We start from the raw sequence: 23,768 nt of genomic DNA, 5'->3' as shown, positions 1-23,768 counted from the left end.
GCATGGCGGCCGAGGCAGCCAACCCCGAACATGTGCCGGTCCTGATCACCCCTTTGATCGCTGCCGCCGCGCCTGTCTCGGGCCATTGGGTCGACGGCACCTTTGGCGCAGGCGGCTACTCCAAGGCGCTGCTGGCTGCAGGTGCGGACCGCATCACCGGCATCGACCGCGACCCGCTCGCCGCCGAGATGGCGCGCGGCATGGACGCGCGCATCACGCTGATGTCAGACGTCTTTTCCAACCTCGACGCGCATTGCGCAGATGTGGACGGCGTCGTGCTCGACCTCGGCGTCTCCTCGATGCAGCTCGACCGGGCAGAGCGCGGGTTCTCGTTCCGAAAGGACGGCCCGCTCGACATGCGCATGTCGCAAGAGGGCCAGACCGCGGCCGAGCTGATCGCATCGGTGGAGGCGGCAGAGCTGGCTGACATTCTCTATATATACGGTGAGGAGCGCGCCTCGCGCCGCATCGCCCGCGCGATCAAGGCGGCAGGCCCGCTCGAGACGACGCTGGAGCTTGCCGAGATCATCGAAGGCCAGCTGCCGCGCGCCAAACCCGGCCAGTCGCACCCCGCCACGCGCAGCTTTCAGGCGCTCCGCATCGCGGTGAACAACGAATTTGGCGAGCTCTTCGAGGGGCTCATGGCCGCCGAGCGCGCTTTGCGGCCCGGCGGCGTGTTGGCGGTCGTCACGTTTCACTCGATGGAGGACCGCGTGGTCAAACGCTTCTTCCAGACGCGCGGCGGCGGGCGCGGGCAGGGCAACCGCTTTCAGCCGGTGCAGGACGAAGACGCGCCGACTTTCGATGTGCTCACGCGCAAGGCCATCCAGCCGACCCCCGAAGAGATCGCCGCCAACCCCCGTGCCCGCTCGGCGCTCCTGCGCATGGGCCGGCGGACCGAGGCGCGCGCGACCCCGCTCGAGGCCAAGGCGCTTGGCCTGCCCCAGATCACCCCCAGCCGAAGGAGCCGGTGATGCGGTCCTTTCTCTATATCGTGACCTCGTGCCTCGTGATCGCGCTTGCGTTCTGGGCCTACCAGCAGAACTACGCCACGCAAGCGAGCCTGTCGGAGGCAAGCCAGACTCGCGCCGAGATACGCGCGGCGCAGGCGCGCCTGTCGGTGCTCAAGGCCGAATGGGCCTATCTCAACCGTCCCGCGCGGCTGCAGGAGCTGGTGGAATCGCCCGCGCTTGGCCTCGGGCTTGGCCCGCTGCGCCCTGAGCAGTTTGGCCGGATCGACCAGGTCTCGTTCCCGCCGGCGCCGCAGCCGGCGATGGTGATCACCAATTCCGTCGAGGTGTCGAGCCAGAACGCGCCGCAACCTGAGGGGCAAGAGCCATGATCCGCACGCCGCTCCGCCCGCTGGCGCGCATCCTCGAGGCGCGCCGCAAGGGTCAGAACCCGGACGCCATCGAGCGCGAGAACATCCGCATCCGTCATGAGCAGATGCGCGACGCCGCCCGCGCCCGCGCCGAAGGACGCCTGCTCGTTATGGCGGTGCTCTTTATCCTTGGGTTCGCAACAATCGGCATGCGCATGGGGGTATTGTCGGCCTCCGAGCCCGCCGAGCCGCGCGCCGCCGCCTCCGGCAGCACGATCATCGCGCAGCGCGCCGACATCGTGGACCGGCACGGGCGGCTCTTGGCGACCAACATGGACACCCACTCGCTCTACGCCCATCCCCAGCAGATGATCGACGCAGGCCAGGCCATCGATGGCCTTCTGACGATCTTCCCGGACCTCGAACGCGAGCGGCTGGAAAAGGACTTTCTCGGCAAGCGCAAGTTCGTCTGGGTCAAGAAACAGATCAGTCCCGAGCAAAAGCAGGCCGTGCACGACCTTGGCGAGCCGGGGCTGCTCTTTGGCCCGCGCGAGATGCGGCTTTATCCCAACGGCGCGATTGCCGCGCATGTGCTCGGCGGCGCGCAATACGGGCGCGAGGGGGTGAACGCGGCCGAGGTGCTTGGCATCGGCGGTGTGGAAAAGACGTTTGACGCCGCGCTGCGGGATCCTGCCAACGGCGGGCGCGCGCTCGAGCTGTCGCTCGACCTCTCGGTGCAGGCCGCCTCCGAAGAGGTGCTCGGCGCCGGCATGCAGATTTTGAACGCCAAGGGCGCAAGTTCCGTGCTGATGGATGTGCATACGGGCGAGGTGATCTCCATCGTGTCGTTGCCGGATTTTGACCCCAACGACCGCCCGCGCCCGCCGAGCGAAGGAGCGCCCGACGACAGCCCGCTCTTCAACCGCGCCGTGCACGGCGTCTACGAGCTCGGCTCGGTCTTCAAGATTTTCACCGCCGCGCAGGCGATGGACCTCGGGCTGGTGAATGCAAACACCGAGATCAACACCTCGACCCCGCTCAAGTTCGGGCGGTTCACGATCAACGAATTCCGCAAGAAAGACTACGGCGTGCTGAGCATTGCCGACATCATCGTGAAATCGTCGAACCGCGGCACGGGCCGGCTTGCGCTGCAGATCGGGGCGGAGCGCCAGCAAGAGTTCCTCGACCGCCTCGGCCTTCTGGCGCCCACGCCGGTCGAGCTCTCCGAGGCGCCCGTCGGCAAGCCGCTCCTGCCGAAACGGTGGGAGAAGCTGGCGAGCGTGACGATCTCCTACGGCCACGGGCTGAGCGTGTCGCCCTTGCACCTTGCGGCGGGCTATGCGGCGATTGCGAACGGCGGCTATGCCGTCGCGCCCACGCTGGTCAAGCAATCCGGCCCGCGCCACGGCCCGCGCATCATGTCCGAGGCGGCTGCCAACGCCTCCGTCGCGATGCTGCGCAAGGTCGTCACCGACGGCACCGCCAGCATGGCCGAAGTCCCCGGCTACCGCGTCGGCGGCAAGACCGGCTCGGCAGACAAGCCGAAAACGAATGGCGGCGGCTATTACGATGACAAGGTCATCGCGACCTTCGCCGCCGTCTTCCCGGCAGACGCCCCGAAATACGCGCTGGTCGTCACCCTCGACGAAGCCGTTGAAACCTCTGGCGAAAAGCCGCGCCGCACGGCGGGTTGGACGGCGGTGCCGGTGGCCTCCGCGATGATCGCGCGCATCGCGCCGATCCTCGGCCTGCGCCCCGAAGAGCCGCGCCTCACCGCTGGAGACGTGGTGCTCACCAGCCAGTAAAGGAGCCGGGCAAAGCTCCGCCGCAGCGCCACAAAGCTGATGGCCTTGGCCTGCCTGATGGTCTAGGACTAGCGCAACGCGGGGGGCGTCGCCCCCAAAAGTGGTGTGTGCGGGCAGGACGGCACGGAATGGCCAGAACCAAGACTTTGACCGATCTGGGGCTCACGGCGCTTGCCGGACGCGAGGCTGAGATCACCGGGCTGTCGGTCGACAACCGCAACGTCAAACCCGGCCATCTTTTCGCAGCATTGCCCGGCTCAAACGTGCATGGCGCGAAGTTCATCCAGTACGCCTTGCGGATGGAGGCGGCTGCGATCCTGACCGACGCGGCGGGCGCAAAACTGGCCGCCGAGGAGATCGAGGCGCACGATCCCGCGCTTGTCATCGCCGCCGATCCGCGCGCCGCCTTGTCCGCCGCAGCCGCGCTCTGGTTCGGTGCCCAGCCCAAGCTCATGGCCGCCGTCACTGGCACCAACGGCAAGACGTCCGTGGCCTCCTTCGTGCGGCAAATCTGGATTTCGCTGGGTCTCAAGGCGGTCAACCTCGGCACCACCGGCGTCGAGGGCGCCTGGACCGCGCCACTGGCGCACACCACGCCCGAGCCGATCACCTTGCACCGCGCGCTTAGCGAGGCTGCGGCCAACGGCGTCACGCACGCGGCGATGGAGGCATCGTCCCACGGCCTCGACCAGCGCCGGCTCGACGGCGTGCATCTCAAGGCCGCCGGCTTCACGAACTTCACCCAGGACCACCTCGACTATCACGAGACCTTCGACGCCTATTTCGAGGCAAAGGCCGCGCTTTTTACCCGCGTTCTGCCGCCCGAGGGCGTGGCGGTCATCAACATCGACGATTTGCGCGGACCTGACATGGCGGCCCTGGCCGAGGGGCGGGGGCAGGACGTGTTGCGCGTCGGCACCGGCCCGGACGCCGATCTGCGGCTGCTCGCGCAGCGGTTCGATGCGACCGGGCAGGACATCCGCCTTAGCTGGGACGGCGTGCCGCATCAGCTGCGCCTGCCGCTGATCGGAGGCTTTCAGGCGGAAAATGTGCTGGTGGCGGCAGGACTTGTGCACGTTTGCGGCGCCGAGCCGGACGAGATCCTGCGCGCGCTCCCCGAGCTCGAAACCGTGCGCGGGCGGATGCAGCTCGCCGCCACGCGCGAGAATGGCGCTGCCGTCTTTGTCGACTACGCCCACACGCCCGACGCGGTCGCGACCGCCCTCAAGGCGCTCCGCCCGCACGTCATGGGCCGGCTCGTGGCCATCGTCGGCGCAGGCGGTGACCGGGACGCAGGCAAGCGCCCCCTCATGGGGCAAGCCGGCGCCGAGAACGCGGATCTGGTGTTCGTGACCGACGACAACCCCCGCTCCGAAGACCCAGCGCTGATCCGCGCCGCCGTCATGGAGGGCGCGCCCGAGGCCACCGAAGTCGGCGACCGGGCCGAAGCCATCCTGCGCGCCGTCGACGTGCTCGGGGCAGGGGACGCGCTCCTGATCTGCGGCAAGGGCCACGAGACCGGCCAGATCATCGGCGACCAGGTGCTGCCCTTCGACGATGCCGAACAGGCGAGCGTGGCGGTCGCCGCGCTGGATGGAAAGCTCGCATGACTGCCCTTTGGACCTCCGCCGACGCCGCCTCCGCCACCGGCGGGCGCACGACATCCGCGTGGGAGGCGACCGGCGTCTCCATCGACACGCGCACGCTGCAGCCAGGTGACCTCTTTGTCGCTTTGCAGGCCGCCCGGGACGGCCACGACTTCGTCGCCCAGGCCCTCGCCAAAGGCGCCGCCGCCGCGCTTGTCACCCATGTCCCTGAAGGTGTGCCGCAGGACGCGCCGCTCCTCATCGTGGACGAAGTCCTCCCCGCGCTCGAAGCGCTTGGCAAGGCTGCGCGCGCCCGCACGGGCGCCCGCGTCGTCGCGATCACCGGCTCCGTCGGCAAGACATCGACCAAGGAAATGCTGCGCGCGATGCTGGCGCCGCAAGGCAAGACCCACGCCTCCGAGGCGAGCTACAACAACCATTGGGGCGTGCCGCTCACGCTCGCGCGGATGCCGGCGGAGACTGAATACGCCGTCATTGAAATCGGCATGAACCACCCCGGGGAAATCGCTCCGCTTGCCCGTCTCGCCCGCCCGCATGTGGCGATGGTCACCACCGTCGCCGCTGCGCATCTGGAGGCATTCGGCTCCATCGAAGGCATCGCCGTGGAGAAAGCTTCGATCCTCGAAGGGCTCGAGCCCGGCGGCACCGCCATCCTCAACGCCGACATCGACACTATGCATGTGCTTGAAAAAGCGTCACAAAACGTGGTCACGCACTGGTTCGGCACCAAGGCACCCGTCTGGACCCTCGGAAAGGTCCACGTGACCGGCAGCGCCACCACCGCCGAGGCCGCCGGCCCGGGCGGCCCGCTCCTCTTCAAGCTCTCCTCACCCGGCGCGCATTTCGCCATGAACGGGCTCGGCGCGCTTGCCGCCTCAACCGCGCTTGGCGCCGATCTTGCCCGCTCCGTCCTCGGCCTCGCCGCCTGGACCCCCTACAAGGGGCGCGGCACGCAAGAGGTCATCCAGCTCGACCCTGCGGACCCGGACGCCAAACTCACGCTCTTTGACGACAGCTACAACGCCAACCCCGCCTCGCTCGAAGCAGCCCTCAATGTCCTCGCTGCAGCGACCCCGACGGCAAAGGGAAGACGGATCGCCTACATCGGCGATATGAAGGAGCTCGGCACGGACGAGGCCGCCATCCACGCCAGCGTTGCCAAGATGCCGGCGATGGAGGCGCTAAGCCAGTTGCACTGCATCGGCCCGCTCGCGCGCCACCTGCACGACGCCTTGCCGCCCGAGAAACGCGGCGCCTGGTCCGAGACCGCCGCCGGCATGACGCCGCACCTCGCGTCTCAAGTGGGGGCGGGCGACGTGGTGCTGGTCAAGGCCAGTTTGTCCACAGGTCTCGGCCGTCTGGTTGACGCGTTGCGCAAATTGGGCCATCCGCCTGCCATGCCCGAGGGAGAGACGTGACGTGCTTTATTGGCTGACCCTGCTGTCGGATGACGGCGGCTTCTTCAACCTCTTTCGCTACATCACGTTTCGCGCGGGCGGTGCGTTCTTCACCGCGCTGATCTTCGGGTTCGTCTTCGGCAAGCCGCTCATCAACGTGCTGCGCCGCCGGCAGGGCAAGGGCCAGCCAATCCGCGACGACGGCCCGGAGGGACACTTCGTCAAGGCCGGCACGCCGACCATGGGCGGCCTGCTGATCCTGACGGCGCTGCTCACATCGACGCTGCTCTGGGCGCGGCTCGACAACCCCTACGTCTGGATGGTGCTCTTCGTGACCTTCTCCTTTGGCGCGATCGGCTTTGCCGACGACTTCGCCAAGGTCTCAAAGCAGACGACCGCCGGTGTGCCGGGCAAGGTGCGTCTCCTCCTCGGCTTCCTGATCGCGGGCCTTGCGGCCACCTGGGCGAGCGCCTTCCACCCCGAAGAGCTGCAAAACCAACTCGCCTTCCCGGTGTTCAAGGAGGCGCTGCTCTACCTTGGCTACCTCTTCGTGCCCTTTGCCATCGTGGTGATCGTGGGCGCCGCCAACGCAGTGAACCTCACCGACGGCCTCGACGGGCTCGCCATCATGCCCGTGATGATCGCCTCCGGCGCGCTCGGCGTGATCGCCTATGCCGTGGGCCGGGTCGACTTCACCGAATACCTCGACGTGCACTACGTCCCCGGCACAGGCGAAATCCTCGTCTTTGTCGCCGGCTTGATCGGTGGCGGCCTAGGGTTCCTGTGGTACAACGCCCCGCCCGCCGCCGTCTTCATGGGCGACACTGGCTCCCTCGCGCTTGGCGGCGCCCTTGGTGCCATCGCCGTGGCCACCAAGCACGAGATCGTCCTCGCCATCGTCGGCGGCCTCTTCGTGGTCGAGGCGCTCTCGGTCATCATCCAGGTCCTCTATTTCAAGAGCACCGGAAAACGCGTCTTCCTCATGGCCCCGATCCACCACCATTACGAGAAAAAGGGATGGGCCGAGCCCCAGATCGTCATCCGCTTCTGGATCGTCTCGCTCATCCTCGCGATGATCGGCCTCGCCACCCTCAAAATCCGCTGACCCAAATGACCCCCCCACAGCTTCTCTGGTTCCAAAATACCTCGGGGTCTGGGGCAGAGCCCCAGCCGGCCCGCAAATGATCCCCGTCCGCGGCCTTAGAGGCGCGACCGTCGCCGTCCTCGGCCTCGGACGCTCAGGCCTGACCGCCGCCCGCGCCCTCCGCGAAGGAGGCGCATCGGTCCTCGTCTGGGACGACAACCCCGAGGCGCGCAGCACAGCAAGCGACGAGGGGTTCGAAGCGCGCGATCTGACCAAACCGGGCGCCATGGACGGCCTCGACCGCCTCGTGACATCCCCCGGCATTCCGCATCTCTACCCGGCGCCGAACCCCGCCATCGCCGTGGCCCTTGCCGCCGGCGTGCCGGTCGATAATGACATCGGACTTTTCTTCCAGTCCTTTGCCACACCCGACTGGGCCAGCTTCGACACGCCGCCCAAGGTCATCGCGGTCACCGGCTCGAACGGCAAGTCCACGACGTCTGCCCTCATCCACCATATCCTGACCGAGGCCGGGCGGCCCGCGCAGCTCGCCGGCAACATCGGGCGAGGCGTGCTCGACCTCGATCCCGGCATCGACGGCGACGTCATCGTGCTCGAGCTCAGCTCCTACCAGACCGAGCTGGCCCGCAGCCTTACGCCCGACATCGCCGTCTTCACCAACCTCTCGCCCGACCATCTCGACCGGCATGCAGGCTTTGGCGGGTACTTCGCCGCCAAGCGCCGCCTCTTTGCCGAAGGCGGCCCGGACCGCGCCATCGTGGGCGTGGACGAGGTCGAAGGCCAGTTCCTCGCAGGTCAGCTCTCCGAAGGCGTCGCCGACGACCGTGTCCTGCGCATCTCCTCGGCGCGCAAGCTCACCGGTCCCGGCTGGAACGTCTTTGCCCGCAAGGGCTTTCTGGCGGAGACCCGCAAGGGCCGGCAAGCCGCCTCCATCGACCTGCGCGGCATCAAAGGATTGCCCGGCACGCACAACCACCAGAACGCCTGCGCCGCCTACGCCGCCTGCCGCGCGCTTGGCCTCGCGCCGCGCGTGATCGAAGCGGCACTGCACAGCTTTCCCGGCCTGCCGCACCGCTCGCAGCTCATTGCCGAAGCCGGCGGCGTGGCCTACGTCAACGACAGCAAGGCCACCAACGTCGACAGCGCCATCATGGCCCTGCGCGCCTACACGAACATCCGCTGGATCTGCGGTGGCCTGCAAAAGGAAGGCGGCCTCGGCGCCCTTGCAGACGAGACCGGCAACGTGACCAAAGCCTATGTGATCGGCCGCGAGGCCGCGCAATTCGCCATGGGCCTTGCCGGGGTCGACACCGAAGTCTGCACGACGATGGAGCGTGCCGTCGCGGCGGCCATGTCTGAGGCGAAGCCCGGCGACACGGTGCTCCTCGCCCCCGCGGCAGCCAGTTTCGACCAGTACGACAATTTCGAGCTGCGCGGCGACGCCTTCGTGGCGGCGGTCAAGGCAGGTCTCAACGCTCGCTGAGCATCGCCGCCGCGGCCTCCATATAGGGTCGCAACAGGTCCCGCCGCACCGCCTCCAGATGCACCACGCCGACCTGCACCGGGATCGTCTCAAGCCCCAGCACGCGCGCCAGCGCAAACCGGTGCTGCCCGCCGCCATCCCGCAGGGGCAGGCCATCGCGGTCGAAATGCATGAAGATACCGCCGTGCTCGCGCCGAAACACGTCCGGCAATTCCGTGACCGCCCTGAGGCGGCCTGTCAGGCGTGCCTCTGCCGCAATCCGGTCAATGCGTGTATATCTTGCGTGCACGTCCTCCATGCTGCGGCAGTCGTCGAACTTGCCGCGCTCGGCGATGTGACGGCGCGCAAGCGCAAAGAGCTCCGTCTCCTCCCAGTCGGCCCCGTGCACGAACCGCGCCGTAAACGACCGGGTAAACCGGTCCTCGCCGAGCGGCGCCCGCGCCTGGTCCCACGTCCCGCCCACAACGCGCCCCGAGTGCCGCCGTCGCAGCCGGTGGCCCGGCGCGCTTGCGTATCGGTGCGTGACTTTGGCGAGCGGCACGATCAGGCTGTCGTCACTCAGCGGTGCGGCAGGGCCGAACCGGGCCGCGTTAATCAGGTCCCGCGCCCATTTCCGCGGCACACGGCACCGCAGGCTGCGTGCCAGGTTGTGCGCTTGCAAGGGAGGGTAGTCTGAAAAGGCCATCGGACCGCCGCAGCTGTGCTCAGGCGCGGAATGTAACGGAAGGGCGTCCGGGATGTAACAGAAATATGTGAGGGCAATCCTGCAGCCACATGCCTGTCACACGTTCCAAGTCGCGTTCAGGCGTGGCCCGCCGAAATTGCGCGCCCCGCGGCGGCGCCGGAGGACCAGGCCCACTGGAAGTTGTACCCGCCGAGCCAGCCGGTCACGTCAACGGCCTCGCCAATGACGTAAAGGCCGGGCACGCGGCGCGCTTCCATGGTCTTGGACGACAGGTCGGATGTATCGATGCCACCCAGGGTGACTTCTGCCGTGCGGTACCCTTCGGAGCCGGTGGGGCGCAGCTCCCAGGCACGCAGGGCATCCGTCACCTCGTCGAGCGCCTGATCCGAGCAATCGGCGATCCGGCGAGTGAGGCCGAGATCGCCGGAGAGGTGCTGCACAAGCCGTTCGGGCAAATACTGCGAGAGCACGGTAGAGAGCTGCACGCGGCCCGCCGAGGCCCGCTGCGTGCGCAGCGCCGGCGCGATTTGGCCGATAGGGTCGAGATCGACGCGCACGCCGTCCCCCTCCCGCCAATAGGAGGAGACCTGCAGGATCGCCGGCCCCGAAAGCCCGCGGTGCGTAAAGAGCATCGCCTCGTCGAAACTTGCCGCACCGGCGGTGGCCCGGACGGGCGCGGCCACGCCGGACATCGCCGCAAAGGGCTGGCCGTCGAAGGTCAGAGGCATTAGCGCCGGGCGCGTCTCGACGACGCTAAGCCCGAACTGCCGCGCGATGTCATAGGCCAGCCCCGTCGCGCCCATCTTGGGGATCGACTTGCCGCCCGTTGCCAGCACCAGGTTCTTCGCCAGCACCCGTTCGTCCGGCCCGCCTGCGCGCGCCAGCCTCACGTCAAACGCCGCCCCTGTGTGTCTCACACTCTTCACTCCGGTCTCGAGCCGCAGCTCGGCGCCCGCCATCTCGGCGCGCAGCATCTCGACGACCTGCGTCGACTTGCCGTCACAAAAGAGCTGGCCCAGCGTCTTTTCGTGCCAGGTGATGCCGTGCCGGTCGATGAGGTCGATGAAATCCCACTGCGTGTAACGCGCGAGCGCCGACTTGGCGAAATGCGGGTTTTGCGAAATGAACCGCCCGGGCTCCACGCCGAGGTTGGTGAAATTGCACCGACCCCCGCCGGAGATGCGGATTTTCTCCCCCGGTTTGCGCGCGTGATCCACGACCAGCGTGCGCCCCGCGCAATGGGCGGCACACATCATCCCGGCTGCTCCTGCGCCGAGGATCAAGGTATCGATCTCAGTGCTTTTCACTTCAGTACACCGACACCCAGACTTTCAGCGTGACGCATAGCTTCTGGCCGCAGGATTTTAGGTATTTTTGAACCAGAGAAGACAGGACCGTTCCGCTTCATCTTCCCAAGTAAACTCCCGCCGGAGGCTCCCGCAGGTCACGCAAACGCAACGCTTCCGGGTAAAGCGTTATGCATTTGGCCCAAGCCTTCAGGCATCAGGCTCGGCAGGCGCGTCCGGGTCCGCCTTGCCGACGCCCTTGAACACGAATTTGAAGGGCAGCGCCCAGACGAAGCCGAGCGCAATGTAGATGCCGAGTTCGACAAGGATCGAGGGGCGTTCGATCATGTTCATCACCGTCACGCAGGCTACCACGTAGGCGGGCAATCCGATCAGCAGGATCACCAGGGACCAGCGTTTGCGTGCCTTGTAGCTCAGTGCCATGTCGCGTCGCTCCTTGGCTTGGTGCGTCAGTCGTCAAAGGGGTCGGTCACCAGGATGGTGTCCTCCCGTTCGGGTGAAGTGGAGACTAGGGCGACCGGGCAGTCGATCAATTCCTCGATCCGTCGCACGTATTTGATGGCCTGCGCGGGCAGGTCCGCCCAGGAGCGCGCGCCGGCGGTGGACTCGCTCCAGCCGGGCATTTCCTCGTAGATCGGCGTGCAGCGCGCCTGCCGGTCGGCGGCGGTGGGCAGGTAGTCGTAACGCGCCCCGTCCAGTTCGTAGCCGGTGCAGATGCGCAGGGTTTCGAACCCGTCGAGCACGTCGAGCTTGGTCAGGGAGATGCCGTTCACGCCCGAGGTCGCGCAGGTCTGCTTGACGAGGCAGGCGTCGAACCAGCCGCAGCGGCGTTTGCGGCCTGTGGTGGTGCCGAACTCGTGTCCCCGTTCGCCGAGGCGCTGGCCGTCGGCATCGTCGAGCTCGGTGGGGAAGGGGCCTTCGCCCACGCGGGTCGTGTACGCCTTGGTGATGCCGAGCACGTAGTCGATTGCGCCGGGGCCAAGTCCTGTGCCGGTGGCCGCCTGGCCGGCGATCACGTTGGACGAGGTCACAAACGGGTAGGTGCCAAAGTCGATGTCGAGGAGCGCGCCCTGCGCCCCTTCGAAAAGGATGCGCTTGCCCGCGCGGCGCTTGTCGCCCAGCACTTTCCAGACCGGCTTGGCGTAAGGCAGCAGCTTCGGCGCCAGCTCGGTCAGCTGCGCGATCAGCCGGTCGCGGTTGATCTCCGTCAGGCCCAGCCCCTTGCGCAGCGCGTTGTGGTGCACCAGCGCCCGGTCCACGCGCGTTGCAAGCGTCGCCGCATCGCCGAGGTCCGCGACGCGCACGCAGCGCCGCCCCACCTTGTCCTCATACGCAGGCCCGATCCCGCGCCCCGTCGTGCCGATCTTGGCAACCGCGTTCTGGCTCTCCCGCGCCCGATCCAGCTCGCCGTGAAAGGGCAGGATCAGCGGCGTGTTCTCGGCCACCATCAGCGTCTCGGGCGTGATCTCGACACCCTGCGCGCGCAGCGTCTCGATCTCTTCGAGGAGGTGCCAGGCGTCCAGCACCACCCCGTTGCCGATCACGCTCAGCTTGCCGCCCCGCACCACGCCCGACGGCAGCGCGTGCAGCTTGTAGATCGCCTCCCCGATCACCAGCGTGTGCCCGGCGTTGTGCCCGCCCTGAAAGCGGCAGATCACATCCGCGCGTTCGGACAGCCAGTCGACGATCTTGCCCTTGCCCTCGTCACCCCACTGGGTGCCCACGACGACCACGTTTGCCATGCCTTGCGCCCTTCCTGACGTCAAACCCGCGCCCGTATAGCGACCGCCGCGCCAAAGGGGAAACCGTTTTCCGTGCGCGTCGGCGTGTCTTGAAGCCGTTGCCGCGTCGCTCAAAATCCACTGTATGAAAAAGAGTTGCTCGTGATCTGAAGGGACGCATGCTCCCGGACTTTGCAGATCAAACCGCCCTCTGACGCGCGCACAGGTTCTCACCCGAGGCCCACGCATCAATCTGATCGCGCCATTACCCGACCGCTTGGCGCTGAAGAGCCTGGTCCTCGCGCGGCAGCCACTAATCGCGAGCATCGAAGTCACCCGCGCCGACGTCCTTGAAACGACTGCGACCAGGCCAAGTGCAACGCGATGCTCCGGCGGCTCAATGCGGAATGCGCCAGTCAAGTGTCATCTCCGCCGGCTTCTCGGCCTGCGCAGCGGCGACCACGGGCGTGCCGCGCGTCGGCGACCCCTTCGCCGCGTGGCTGGCGCCACCAATGCCCTGATGGCGGTCTCGCCGGCCTGTCGCGCCGCACCCGGATTGCCTGGGCAGGGTGCCATGACCTGCGATCACGACGACAACGGTTGACCAAAGTGGTCAAGCCAACGGCGCAAAAGTGTCTGGAAATTTTGACACTCATGTGTTATTTGAATCAGACATGACCAACGGTGGATCGCCAGCACCGTCAAAACCTTCAACAAGGGACGACGCGTGATGGCCGAGCAAAAACTGGTTCTGGAAATTCTCAAGGACATTCAAGCTCGCATGGCGCGCAACGAGGAAAAACTCGACACGCTCGTGCGCCGCATGTCCACCAACGAGGAAGCCGTGGCCAATACGCAGCGCTCCGTCGACGACCTTGGCCGTTGGCTCGACGACCTGATCAAGGCGGCAGACCTCGACGCAAGCACCGGCTGACCCCTACGTTCAGCGCACCAAAAGCATCCCAGCACAGGTCCCCGGCTTCTCTGGTTCAAAAATACCTAAATCCCGACCCTCTCCGCCCACGCCCCCGCATGACATTTCGAATGAGACGCTCCAGCCAGCGTAAGGTGGGCACCGCCCACCACCCGCCTTGAGGCGCCGGCGCGGGGCTGACATACTCACATAAAACGACAGCCAAGAGAGAACGTCATGGGCTTTTTGATCCGCTGGACCTGCGCGTTCGCGCTCCTGGCCCTGACCTTCAACCCGACACCCTTCAACTACGTCGGCTGGGCGGCGCGCAGTTATCAGAGCGACCTGCCGCTCGTGGTACTGCTCGGCCTTCTCCTTACGGTCGGCTACATCATCTACCTACGCGCCACGCTGCGCTCCATCGGGCTTTTCGGGATGCTCCTGATCCTCGCCATCGTCGGCGCGGCGCTCTGGGTGCTCTACGACCTCGGCCTGCTGCAGCTCGGCAACCGCGACATGACGCTCTGGATCGGCATCATCGCGCTCTCGCTGGTGCTCGGCATCGGGCTCAGCTGGTCGATCGTGCGCCGCATCCTGTCGGGGCAGGCGGACGTCGACGACATCGACCAGTAAAGACCTCTGCGACCTCAAAGACTCACCGCAAAATCCCGCGGCAATCCCCCTAGCGCCACGCGCTGAGACCCGCTAGGCTCTGCCTAAAGCCCTCCGAACAATGAGAGGGCGGCAGACCTGAGGCAGTTGGCGGTGATCCAATGACGGATATGGTGTACGGCACCGTGCCGGTGCGCGACGTCGAACCGGTGCTCCCCAAATGGTGGCGCACGGTGGACCGGTGGTCGCTCTCCTGCGTGCTCTTGCTCTTTGGCGTGGGGCTCCTTCTGGGGCTCGCCGCATCCCCGCCGCTGGCCGAGCGCAATGGCTTCGGTGCCTTTCACTACGTGCAGCGACAGACGCTTTTTGGCGGGCTGGCCCTCATCGCCATGGTGCTCACCTCGATGATGTCGCCCGTGCTGGTGCGCCGCCTTGCCGTGCTCGGCTTTGCCTGCGCCTTTGTCGCGCTCGCGCTCCTGCCATTCCTCGGCACCGACTTCGGCAAAGGGGCGACCCGCTGGTACTCCCTTGGCTTCGCTTCCGTGCAGCCCTCCGAATTCCTCAAGCCCGGCTTTGTCGTCGTCGCCGCCTGGCTGCTGGCCGCAGGGCAAGAGATCGGAGGCCCCCCGGGCCGCCTCTGGTCCTTCATCCTGACCGTCACCATCGTCCTGATGCTCGCGCTCCAGCCGGATTTCGGCCAGGCCTGCCTCGTGCTCTTTGGGTGGGGCGTGATGTACTTCATTTCCGGCGCGCCCATCGTGCTCTTGATGGTCATCGCGGGGCTCGTGATCGTCGCGGGCACCGTCGCCTACCACAATTCCGAGCACTTCGCCCGCCGCATCGATGGCTTCCTCAATCCCGAGGTCGACCCCACGACGCAGCTCGGATACGCCACGAACGCCATCCGCGAGGGCGGGTTCTTTGGCGTCGGCGTGGGCGAGGGCGAGGTGAAATGGTCGCTCCCCGACGCGCACACCGATTTCATCATCGCCGTGGCAGCCGAGGAATACGGGCTGGTCCTCGTCCTCGCCATCATCGCGCTTTACGCCACCATCGTCTTCCGCTCGCTGATGCGCCTGATGCGCGAACGCGACCCGTTCATCCGCCTCGCAGGCGCCGGCCTCGCCGTGACCTTCGGCGTGCAGGCGATGATCAACATGGGCGTTGCCGTGCGTCTCTTGCCCGCCAAAGGCATGACGCTGCCGTTCGTCTCCTACGGGGGCTCCTCGCTCATCGCAGGCGGGATCGCCGTCGGCATGCTCCTCGCCTTTACCCGCGCGCGGCCTCAGGGCCAGATCGGAGACCTCTGGAAGGGTCGGTCGTGAGCGCGCCGCTCCTCGTCATTGCCGCAGGTGGCACCGGCGGGCATATGTTCCCAGCCCAGTCGCTGGCGGAGGTCATGCTGGCGCGCGGATGGCGGGTGAAGCTTTCCACCGATGCCCGCGGCGCACGCTACACGCAAGGATTTCCGCACGCCGTCGAGATCGACGAAGTCGCCTCGGCAACTTTCGCGCGCGGTGGCCTGCTGGCGAAAATCAAAGTCCCCCTGCGCCTCATCTCCGGCACGCTGGCCGCCCGGCGCGGCTTTCGCAAGGACATGCCCGCGGTTGTGGTCGGCTTTGGCGGCTACCCCTCGATCCCGGCACTGGGCGCGGCCTCGCTCCTCAAGCTACCGAGCATGATCCACGAACAGAACGGAGTTCTGGGCCGGGTGAACCAAATCTTTGCCCCCCGCGTGAACGCCATCGCCTGCGGCACTTGGCCGACAACGCTCCCAAGCAGCGTAAAGGGCACCCATGTCGGCAACCCCGTCCGTGCCGCCGTACTCGAGCGGGCGGGCGCGCCTTATATGGCGCCGGGCCCGCACCCGATGTCGGTGCTCGTGATCGGCGGCAGCCAGGGCGCGCGCATCCTCTCAGACGTCGTCCCCGAAGCGCTCACGGCCCTCCCGCCAGACATCCGCAAACACCTGCGCGTCAGCCACCAGGCCCGCCCCGAAGATCAAGCCAAGGTCGCCGAGCACTACGCCGCTGCGGGCCTGCCCGCCGAGGTAGAGCCCTTCTTCCACGACGTGCCCGCCCGCATGGCCGAGGCGCAGCTGGTGATCTCCCGCGCGGGCGCGTCTTCCATCGCGGACCTCTCGGTGATCGGACGCCCCTCGGTGCTGATCCCGTTTGCCGCGGCAGCCGCCGATCACCAGACCGCCAACGCGCGCGGCCTGGCCGAGGTGGGCGCCGCCGACATCCTCACCGAGCAAGACGCAACGCCCGACGCCCTCACCGCGCAAGTTACAGCCATCCTCGGCGATCCCGCCCGTGCCAGTGCCATGGCCGAGGCGGCGCTGGGCTTTGGCAAGCCGGACGCCGCCAATGAACTCGCGGGCATGGTCGAAGCGCTTGCGCACAACAAGTCAGCCTAAAGTAAGAGAGTTTAACCGATGAACGCTGCCACCAAACTGCCCCTCGACATCGGCGCGATCCACTTTGTCGGCATCGGCGGGATCGGCATGTCCGGCATCGCCGAAGTGCTCCTGACCCATGGCTATTCGGTGCAGGGCTCGGACCTCAAGGAGACGCCCATCACCCAGCGCCTCGCCGGAATGGGCGCGCAAATCCACGTCGGGCAGAAGGCCGAGAACCTCGAAGGCGCGGAGGTCGTCGTGATCTCTTCGGCCATCAAGCCGGGCAATCCCGAGCTCGACGAGGCACGCGCGCGTGGCCTCCCCGTGGTGCGCCGGGCGGAGATGCTGGCGGAGCTGATGCGCCTCAAATCTAACGTCGCGGTGGGCGGCACGCATGGCAAGACCACGACCACCACGATGGTCGCGACGCTCCTCGACGCGGGCGAGTTCGACCCCACGGTGGTCAATGGCGGCATCATCCACGCCTTCGGCTCGAACGCGCGCACAGGGCAGGGCGAGTGGATGGTCGTGGAGGCGGACGAGAGCGACGGGACCTTCAACCGTCTGCCCGCCACCATCGCCATCGTCACCAACATCGATCCCGAGCACATGGAGCACTGGGGCTCCATTGAGAATCTCCGTCAGGGTTTTCTCGATTTTGTCTCGAACATTCCGTTTTACGGCCTCGCCGTGTGCTGCATTGACCACCCCGAAGTGCAGGCTCTGGTAGGCCGCGTGACCGACCGCCGCGTGGTCACTTACGGGTTCAATCCGCAAGCAGACGTGCGCGCGATTAACCTGCGTTATCAGGGCGGTGTGGCGCATTTCGACGTGGCCTTGCAGGGCGAGGACATGGTGATCGAGGGCTGCACCTTGCCCATGCCCGGCGACCACAACGTGTCGAACGCGCTCAGCGCCATCGCCGTTGCCCGCCACCTCGGGATGAAGGCCGCGCAGATCCGCGAGGCGCTTGCGGCCTTTGGCGGCGTTAACCGGCGCTTCACGAAAGTGGGCGTATGGAACGACGTGACAATAATTGACGACTACGGCCACCACCCGGTCGAGATCGCCGCCGTCCTCAAGGCCGCGCGCCAGGCGTCCGAGGGGCGGGTCATCGCGGTACACCAGCCGCACAGGTACTCGCGCCTGTCGGACCTCTTTGCGGACTTCTGCACGTGCTTCAACGATGCCGATGTGGTCGCGATAGCCGAGGTTTTTGCCGCCGGCGAAGAGCCTATTCCGGGCGCGGACCGGGACAGCCTCGTGACCGGGCTGATCCAGGCCGGGCACCGCCACGCCCGCGCGATCCTGGGCGAAGAAGACCTCGCGCGCCTCGTGCGCGAACAGGCGCGCCCCGGCGACATGGTCGTCTGCCTCGGGGCGGGCAGTATTTCCGGCTGGGCCAACGCCCTGCCCAAACGATTGGAGGAGATGTGATGCTGACGCTTGCGACACTCATCGTGCTCTTTGCCGCTGCCACCTGCGCGGTGACTGGGCCGCGGGACAAGATCGGCAAGTTCCGCCTGATCACGGTGGCCTTGCTCACCGCCGCCGTCATCCTTGCGAGCCTTGCGGCCTTGCTGCCGGGCGTCTGGGGCGAGGTGCCGCGTGCGCTCGCGGTGCTGGCGATGATCACCGTTTTCGTGCTCAGCTGCGAGCAGGCCCACGCCGCATACCCCGAGCTGCGCGCCAAGGCGCTCCGGCTGAAAGAGGCGCTGGCGCCGCGATGAGCTTCGCCCTCGTCTCTGCCTGTCTCTGGGTGCTCACGGCCTCCGTCGTCGGCAGCCTGCCGTCCCGCGACCAGCACTGGCGCGCGGCCCGTGTGCTGATGGCGGCCGGCGTGCCGATCCTCGTGGCCGTCTTCCTCGCGCATGGGCCGCTCTTTGCCGGTGTGGCGCTGGCGGCAGGGCTGAGCATCTTCCGCTACCCGGTGCGGCACGCGCTGGCGTGGATGACGCAGCGGTTCGGAGGGTGACAGCCCCGGCGCCCCGGTCTACACCGCGCGCGAGTTTCTGAAGGACGCGCGCCATGCCCGATCTGCCCAGTTCCGGCCTGCCAACGCCGCAAGGCACCCTGACCCCGGAACGGCCTCTGGCCGATCTGACGTGGTTGCGGGTCGGTGGCCCTGCGATGGCGCTGTTCCAGCCTGCCGATGCCGACGACCTCGCGACATTTCTCAAAGCGCTCGACCCCGCGGTGCCGGTCTTTCCCATGGGCGTCGGCTCCAACCTGATCGTGCGCGACGGCGGGATCGACGCAGTTGTGATCCGGCTCGGCCGCGCCTTCAACGGCATCCGCATCGGAGGCGACTTCGTTCACGCAGGCGCAGCTGCGCTCGACAGCCACGTCGCGCGCAAAGCCGCCGACGCTGGTCGCGACCTCACGTTTCTGCGCACGATCCCCGGCGCGATCGGCGGTGCCGTGCGGATGAACGCCGGGTGTTACGGCTCCTATGTCGCCGACCACTTCGTTTCCGCCAAAGCGATCACGCGGAGCGGGGAGACGGTCACGCTCACGCCCGAAGACATGCAGTTCGGCTACCGCCAGAGCATGTTGCCCGAAGGCTGGGTGCTAACCGCGGCGACCTTCCGCGCCGAACAGGGCGACCCCGAGGCGCTCCACGCCCGCATGGCCGAACAGCTCGCCAAGCGCGACGCCACCCAGCCGACCAAGGACCGCACCGCAGGCAGCACGTTCCGCAATCCGGCAGGCTTCAGTTCCACGGGGCAGGCCGATGACACGCACGAACTCAAGGCGTGGAAACTGATCGACGACGCGGGCCTCAGAGGCGCCACGCTGGGCGCTGCTCAAATGTCACCCAAACATCCCAACTTTCTCGTCAACACCGGTGGCGCGACGGCCACGGATCTTGAAGCGCTCGGAGAAATGGTGCGAAAAAAGGTGTTGGACCTACACGGTCTGACGCTAGAGTGGGAAGTGATCCGGGTCGGCAAGCCCGGCTGACGCGCAAAACGCGCGCAACGATAAGAACGAGACCCCGGAAGAGGCCGCAAACGGCCCGTCAATCTGGGACATAGGTGAGCAGGGCGGAACACCGTCCCAAAAAGAACCAGAGGCGGGCATGTCGAGCAGGGCATCCACCCATGTTGCCGTCGTGATGGGCGGGATTTCGGCGGAGCGTGAGGTCTCGCTGTCGACCGGGCGCGGCTGCGCCGAGGCGCTGCGGCAGGCGGGGTACACCGTGACCGAGCTCGATGCCGGCCGCGATCTCGCGCTGCGTCTCGGAGAGCTCAAACCCGACGTGATCTTCAACGCCCTCCATGGCCGCTGGGGCGAGGATGGCTGCGCGCAGGGCCTCTTCGAATGGCTCGGCATTCCCTACACTCATTCGGGTGTGCAAGCCTCTGCCGTGGCGATGGACAAGGAGCGGACCAAGGCGCTCTACCGGGCCCACGGCCTTCCTGTCGTCGAGAGCGTGCTGGCGACCAAAGCGGAGGTCGAGGCGGCGCATGTCATGCCCGCGCCCTACGTGGTCAAACCCTACAACGAAGGCTCCTCCGTCGGCGTCTACCTCGTGCACGAAGGCGCCAACGCGCCACCCAAACTCGCCGCCGACATGCCGGGCACCGTGATGGTCGAGGCGTTCGCGCCAGGCCGCGAGCTGACGACCACCGTCCTCGGCGATCAGCCTCTGGCGGTCACCGACATCCTGACCGACGGTTGGTACGACTATGCCGCCAAGTACGAGACCGGCGGCTCCCGCCACGTCGTCCCCGCGGACATCCCCGCAGAGATCGAGGCCGCCTGTTTCGACTACGCCCTGCGCGCGCACGAGGTGCTCGGCTGCCGCGGCATGTCGCGCACGGATTTCCGCTGGGACGAAACCAAGGGCATTGCCGGCTTGATCCTTCTCGAGACCAACACGCAGCCCGGCATGACACCGACCTCGCTCTCGCCCGAACAGGCCGAGCACGCGGGCTATGCGTTCCCCGAGCTCTGCGCCTGGCTGGTGGAGGACGCCTCGTGCAACCGCTGAGCGCGCCGCCCCGCCACGATCCCGCGCCCTCGCGCTGGGCCTACCGCTGGGCGCGATGGAAGCTGTCGCCCGTCTTTCGGGCGGTCCTGCGCATCGGCACACCCATCGGGCTGACCGCCGCCGCGGTGCTCTGGTACGCCTCGGACGAGGCTCGCGTGACCGCGCTCACCGACATGGTCGCCGAAGTCCGCCACGAGATCGAGACCCGCCCCGAGTTCATGGTCCAGATGATGGCCGTCGACGGGGCAGGTCCCGTCGTCAGCGAGGGCATCCGCGAGATCGTGCCAGTGGACTTTCCCATCACCTCGTTCGACCTCGATCTGGACGCGATCCGCGATGTGGTGATGACGCTCGATGCGGTCAAGACGGCCTCCGTGCGCATCCGCACGGGCGGGGTGCTGCAGGTCGATGTCACCGAACGGACGCCTGTCGCTCTCTGGCGCGGCCTTGATGGCCTGCATTTGGTCGACACCGAAGGCGTGGCGATTGCGCAGGTCTTCGAACGCGAAGCGCGCCCGGACTTGCCGCTGCTCGCGGGCGCTGGCGCGCGCGATGCGGTGCCCGAGGCGCTGCGCGTCCTGTCGGCTGCCGAGCCTCTGGCCGTCCGCGTGCGCGGCCTCGAGCGGATGGGTGCGCGGCGCTGGGACCTGGTGCTGGACCGCGGCCAGCGCGTGATGCTGCCGAGCGAAAACCCCGTCGCGGCGCTGGACCGCGTCATCGTCATGGACCGGGCGCAGGACATGCTGGCCCGCGACATCGCCGCCATCGACCTGCGCCTGCCGGGCCGGGCGACGCTGCGGCTGAATGAACAGAGCCTGTCAGAACTCTGGCGTATCAAAACCTTGGATGTGGAAAACTAACCGATGATCGAGCTTTACGAGTCCCAGCGTGCGATGCGCAACATGCGCAAGGCGGCGATGCAACGTGGTGTGATCGCGATCCTCGACGTGGGGACTTCGAAGACGGCCTGCCTCGTGCTGCGGTTCGACAGCGGCACCTGGCGGCCTGAGGTCGAGGGGATCGGCGCTTTGGCGGGTCAGTCGGGGTTCCGCGTTATCGGGGCGGCCACGACCAAGTCGCGCGGCGTGCGCGGCGGCGAGATCGAGGCGATGCACGAGACCGAACGCGCGATCCGCACGGTGGTGCAGGCGGCGCAAAAGATGGCTGAGATCCGGGTAGACCACGTGATCGCCTGTTTCTCGGGAGCCGACCCGCGCTCTTATGGGCTTGCGGGTCAGATCGAGCTGGCGGGCACCCAGGTCGACGAGCAGGACGTGGCCCGTGTGCTCAGCTCTTGCGATGTGCCGGACTTTGGCGAGGGGCGTGAGGTGCTGCACGCGCAGCCGGTGAACTTCGCGCTCGACGCGCGCTCCGGGCTGATCGACCCGCGGGGCCAGATCGGGCAGGGGCTGTCGGTCGACATGCACATGCTGACGGTGGACGCGACCGCGATCCAGAACCTCGCCCATTGCGTCAAGCGCTGCGATCTCGAGCTGGCTGGGGTCGCGTCCTCCGCCTTTGTCTCGGGCGTCTCGGCGCTGGTGGAGGATGAACAAGAGCTCGGCGCGGCCTGCATCGACCTTGGCGGCGGTGCGACGGGTGTCTCGATCTTTATGAAAAAGCACATGATCTATGCCGACACCGTGCGGATCGGCGGCGATCACGTGACCTCCGACATCTCGATGGGCCTGCAAGTGCCGCTGACGACCGCCGAGCGGATCAAGACGTTCTACGGCGGGGTTGTTGCGACCGGCATGGACGACCGCGAGATGATCGAGATTGGCGGCGACACCGGCGATTGGGAGCATGACCGGCGCACCGTGTCCGTGGCCGAGGTCATCGGCATCATGCGCCCGCGTGTCGAAGAAATCCTTGAAGAGGTCCGCGCGCGCCTTGATGCGGCCGGTTTCGAGCATCTGCCGTCCCAGCAGATCGTCCTGACAGGCGGCGGCTCACAAATCCCCGGCCTCGACGGGCTGGCGGCCAAGATCCTCGGCAGTCAGGTCCGCCTCGGACGCCCCCTGCGCGTCCATGGCCTGCCGCAGGCGGCGACGGGTCCGGGCTTTGCCTCCGCCGTCGGGCTTTGCCTGCAAGCGGCGCATCCGCAGGACGAGTGGTGGGATTTCGAAATCCCCGTCGACCGCTACCCCGCCCGCTCGCTGAAGCGTGCGGTCAAGTGGTTCAAGGAGAACTGGTAGGCGGAAGCTGGTTGCGACACAGCAGCCGGGCCACATCCAATGTACGAGTGTTCAAACCCTTGATCAAAGCGCTCGCCTGACGGGCACCGTCAGGCCGCGTCATGCCGAAGGCATGCCTCCGGCATGACCCGACCCACTGGGGTGGCGCGATGCGCCACCCCTCGGGGCGGCGCGTGAAGTCTCGTTTCGAAGGCTTCAGATTAATGAGTGTCGCTTAAAAGCACATCCAAGGTCGGGTTTTCCGCCACAGACACCTTTCTCGCAGGCTGTTAGCTCCAACAGGCCGCCGCAGATTGCGTGGTGGTCTTGACGATTGACGCCGGATTTCCTGGCGTGCGTTCGATTTTTGGAGCTTTTTTATGTTTACATCCATGTTCTCCGGCTTTGCGCAGGTTTCGACGTTTATCAACCCGTTCATTCCGCCGCTCATCACCGGCACGGCCTTCCCTGACAGGTGGACTGGCGGCTGGGGCGATGACTTTTTCGATGGTGGTAACGGCTGGGACAGCCTCGACGGCGGCATGGGAGATGACCTGATCCGTGGAGGTGCAGGCGTCGACACGGTCAAAGGTGGGTACGGCAACGACACGATTGACGGGGGCAGCGACCTCGACATCCTAATCGGCGGGTCGGGAAGCGACTTTATCTTGGGTGGGTCCGGTGACGATGTAATCGTCGGTGATGGCGTCAACTCCTCCGGCTGGGACATTTATCCAACTTACGACGACACTATTAACGCAGGAATTGGCGAGGACTTCGTGAGAGCCGGCCGAGGCGATGACAGCGTGCTGGGTGGATCGGGACACGACGACATCGAAGGCGGCTCCGGCCGCGACACGATCTACGGAGGCACTGGCGAGGACACCATCACGGGTGGCGCGGGCAACGACAAAATGTTCGGAGGCGATGGCATGGAGGGTGATGGCGCCGTCGACACGTTCGTCTTTGAGCAAGGCAGTGGGCATGACGAAATATTCGGCTTCGAAGCGGGCATCGACCAGATCGAGCTGCGCGGCAAGGAGATCGAGAATGTGTCGCAAGGTGGCTTCGTCGACGCCGACGGGACAGTCACCGAGACCGTTTACATGAGTTTCAGCGACGGGTCTTCGGTCCTTGTCGAGGGTGTTGGCGACTTCGGCGACATCAATTTCATCTGACGTTGGGTTGGCGCGCAAATGCCTGCGAGCCAGCCAAAACAAGCAGCTTTGAACCTGAT

At 66.8% G+C, this 23,768-nt stretch carries 23 protein-coding genes; 19 read left to right on the top strand and 4 right to left on the bottom strand.

All coding sequences use genetic code 11. The annotated features are described in order from the left end of the window. Positions 1 to 2 precede the first annotated feature (2 nt). The 7 genes from rsmH to murD all read left to right on the top strand — a co-directional run bounded on the left by rsmH (position 3) and on the right by murD (position 8,718). Complete coding sequence (gene rsmH, locus ACU0B3_RS15160) at positions 3 to 974, top strand: 16S rRNA (cytosine(1402)-N(4))-methyltransferase RsmH (RefSeq protein ID WP_446261711.1); 972 nt, start codon at positions 3 to 5, stop codon at positions 972 to 974. Beyond that, positions 974 to 1,342: a cell division protein FtsL gene (gene ftsL, locus ACU0B3_RS15155; protein WP_446261710.1), complete on the top strand. Its 369-nt coding sequence runs from the start codon at positions 974 to 976 to the stop codon at positions 1,340 to 1,342. The genes rsmH and ftsL overlap by 1 nt, the downstream gene beginning before the upstream one ends. Beyond that, positions 1,339 to 3,126 (top strand): peptidoglycan D,D-transpeptidase FtsI family protein, encoded by a 1,788-nt coding sequence (locus ACU0B3_RS15150; protein ID WP_446261709.1) that lies wholly within the window; start codon positions 1,339 to 1,341, stop codon positions 3,124 to 3,126. Before ftsL ends, ACU0B3_RS15150 begins: the two co-directional genes overlap by 4 nt. Positions 3,127 to 3,254: 128 nt before the next feature. After that, positions 3,255 to 4,736: a UDP-N-acetylmuramoyl-L-alanyl-D-glutamate--2,6-diaminopimelate ligase gene (locus ACU0B3_RS15145; RefSeq protein WP_446261708.1), complete on the top strand. Its 1,482-nt coding sequence runs from the start codon at positions 3,255 to 3,257 to the stop codon at positions 4,734 to 4,736. Then, complete coding sequence (locus ACU0B3_RS15140; RefSeq protein ID WP_446261707.1) at positions 4,733 to 6,151, top strand: UDP-N-acetylmuramoyl-tripeptide--D-alanyl-D-alanine ligase; 1,419 nt, start codon at positions 4,733 to 4,735, stop codon at positions 6,149 to 6,151. Before ACU0B3_RS15145 ends, ACU0B3_RS15140 begins: the two co-directional genes overlap by 4 nt. 1 nt (position 6,152) lies before the next feature. Next, entirely contained in the window at positions 6,153 to 7,235 is a 1,083-nt protein-coding gene (mraY, locus tag ACU0B3_RS15135) for a phospho-N-acetylmuramoyl-pentapeptide-transferase (protein WP_446261706.1), read from the top strand. Positions 7,236 to 7,311: 76 nt separating this feature from the next. Continuing rightward, positions 7,312 to 8,718: a UDP-N-acetylmuramoyl-L-alanine--D-glutamate ligase gene (gene murD / locus ACU0B3_RS15130; protein ID WP_446261705.1), complete on the top strand. Its 1,407-nt coding sequence runs from the start codon at positions 7,312 to 7,314 to the stop codon at positions 8,716 to 8,718. On the opposite strand, the gene ACU0B3_RS15125 is transcribed toward murD, so the two are convergent. From ACU0B3_RS15125 to ACU0B3_RS15110, 4 genes are all read right to left on the bottom strand, one after another. Further along, complete coding sequence (locus ACU0B3_RS15125; protein WP_446261704.1) at positions 8,705 to 9,340, bottom strand: hypothetical protein; 636 nt, start codon at positions 9,338 to 9,340, stop codon at positions 8,705 to 8,707. The two genes, murD and ACU0B3_RS15125, sit on opposite strands and share 14 nt — an antisense overlap. A 179-nt stretch (positions 9,341 to 9,519) precedes the next feature. Beyond that, positions 9,520 to 10,710: an NAD(P)/FAD-dependent oxidoreductase gene (locus tag ACU0B3_RS15120; protein WP_446261703.1), complete on the bottom strand. Its 1,191-nt coding sequence runs from the start codon at positions 10,708 to 10,710 to the stop codon at positions 9,520 to 9,522. A gap of 189 nt (positions 10,711 to 10,899) precedes the next feature. After that, complete coding sequence (locus ACU0B3_RS15115; RefSeq protein ID WP_446261702.1) at positions 10,900 to 11,133, bottom strand: DUF2842 domain-containing protein; 234 nt, start codon at positions 11,131 to 11,133, stop codon at positions 10,900 to 10,902. 26 nt (positions 11,134 to 11,159) lie between these two features. Continuing rightward, complete coding sequence (locus ACU0B3_RS15110; RefSeq protein ID WP_446261701.1) at positions 11,160 to 12,452, bottom strand: adenylosuccinate synthase; 1,293 nt, start codon at positions 12,450 to 12,452, stop codon at positions 11,160 to 11,162. 709 nt (positions 12,453 to 13,161) lie between these two features. On the opposite strand from ACU0B3_RS15110, the gene ACU0B3_RS15105 reads away from it, so the two are divergent. The 12 genes from ACU0B3_RS15105 to ACU0B3_RS15050 all read left to right on the top strand — a co-directional run bounded on the left by ACU0B3_RS15105 (position 13,162) and on the right by ACU0B3_RS15050 (position 23,709). Continuing rightward, positions 13,162 to 13,365, top strand: a complete 204-nt coding sequence (locus ACU0B3_RS15105) for a hypothetical protein (protein WP_446261700.1) — start codon at positions 13,162 to 13,164, stop codon at positions 13,363 to 13,365. A gap of 216 nt (positions 13,366 to 13,581) precedes the next feature. Further along, positions 13,582 to 13,977 carry a DUF6524 family protein gene (locus tag ACU0B3_RS15100; protein WP_446261699.1) on the top strand — a complete coding sequence of 132 codons (396 nt, stop codon included), beginning with the start codon at positions 13,582 to 13,584 and terminating at the stop codon, positions 13,975 to 13,977. A gap of 140 nt (positions 13,978 to 14,117) precedes the next feature. Continuing rightward, entirely contained in the window at positions 14,118 to 15,281 is a 1,164-nt protein-coding gene (gene ftsW / locus ACU0B3_RS15095; RefSeq protein WP_446261698.1) for a putative lipid II flippase FtsW, read from the top strand. Then, positions 15,278 to 16,375 (top strand): undecaprenyldiphospho-muramoylpentapeptide beta-N-acetylglucosaminyltransferase, encoded by a 1,098-nt coding sequence (gene murG, locus ACU0B3_RS15090; RefSeq protein ID WP_446261697.1) that lies wholly within the window; start codon positions 15,278 to 15,280, stop codon positions 16,373 to 16,375. Before ftsW ends, murG begins: the two co-directional genes overlap by 4 nt. A gap of 18 nt (positions 16,376 to 16,393) precedes the next feature. After that, positions 16,394 to 17,794, top strand: coding sequence for a UDP-N-acetylmuramate--L-alanine ligase (gene murC / locus ACU0B3_RS15085; protein WP_446261696.1), 1,401 nt, complete (start codon positions 16,394 to 16,396; stop codon positions 17,792 to 17,794). Continuing rightward, on the top strand, positions 17,794 to 18,087 hold the full coding sequence (locus ACU0B3_RS15080; RefSeq protein ID WP_446261695.1) for a hypothetical protein: 294 nt from the start codon (positions 17,794 to 17,796) through the stop codon (positions 18,085 to 18,087). The genes murC and ACU0B3_RS15080 overlap by 1 nt, the downstream gene beginning before the upstream one ends. Then, the gene (locus ACU0B3_RS15075) at positions 18,084 to 18,332 is read left to right on the top strand and encodes a DUF2484 family protein (RefSeq protein ID WP_446261694.1); all 249 of its coding nucleotides are present in this window, start codon (positions 18,084 to 18,086) and stop codon (positions 18,330 to 18,332) included. Before ACU0B3_RS15080 ends, ACU0B3_RS15075 begins: the two co-directional genes overlap by 4 nt. Before the next feature lie 53 nt (positions 18,333 to 18,385). Further along, a complete protein-coding gene (murB, locus tag ACU0B3_RS15070; protein WP_446261693.1) occupies positions 18,386 to 19,321 on the top strand; it encodes a UDP-N-acetylmuramate dehydrogenase in 936 nt (311 codons plus the stop codon). A 118-nt stretch (positions 19,322 to 19,439) separates the two neighbouring features. Beyond that, the gene (locus ACU0B3_RS15065) at positions 19,440 to 20,354 is read left to right on the top strand and encodes a D-alanine--D-alanine ligase (protein ID WP_446261692.1); all 915 of its coding nucleotides are present in this window, start codon (positions 19,440 to 19,442) and stop codon (positions 20,352 to 20,354) included. Beyond that, entirely contained in the window at positions 20,342 to 21,214 is an 873-nt protein-coding gene (locus ACU0B3_RS15060) for a cell division protein FtsQ/DivIB (protein WP_446261691.1), read from the top strand. Before ACU0B3_RS15065 ends, ACU0B3_RS15060 begins: the two co-directional genes overlap by 13 nt. Positions 21,215 to 21,217: 3 nt before the next feature. Next, positions 21,218 to 22,552 carry a cell division protein FtsA gene (gene ftsA, locus ACU0B3_RS15055; RefSeq protein WP_446261690.1) on the top strand — a complete coding sequence of 445 codons (1,335 nt, stop codon included), beginning with the start codon at positions 21,218 to 21,220 and terminating at the stop codon, positions 22,550 to 22,552. Between the two features lie 359 nt (positions 22,553 to 22,911). After that, complete coding sequence (locus ACU0B3_RS15050; protein ID WP_446261689.1) at positions 22,912 to 23,709, top strand: calcium-binding protein; 798 nt, start codon at positions 22,912 to 22,914, stop codon at positions 23,707 to 23,709. The last annotated feature ends 59 nt before the right edge of the window (positions 23,710 to 23,768 follow it).

It is taken from the genome of Pseudaestuariivita sp. (genome assembly GCF_052825805.1).
Note: the sequence above shows the minus strand (reverse complement) of the source record. Positions and strands in the feature narration are given on the sequence as shown.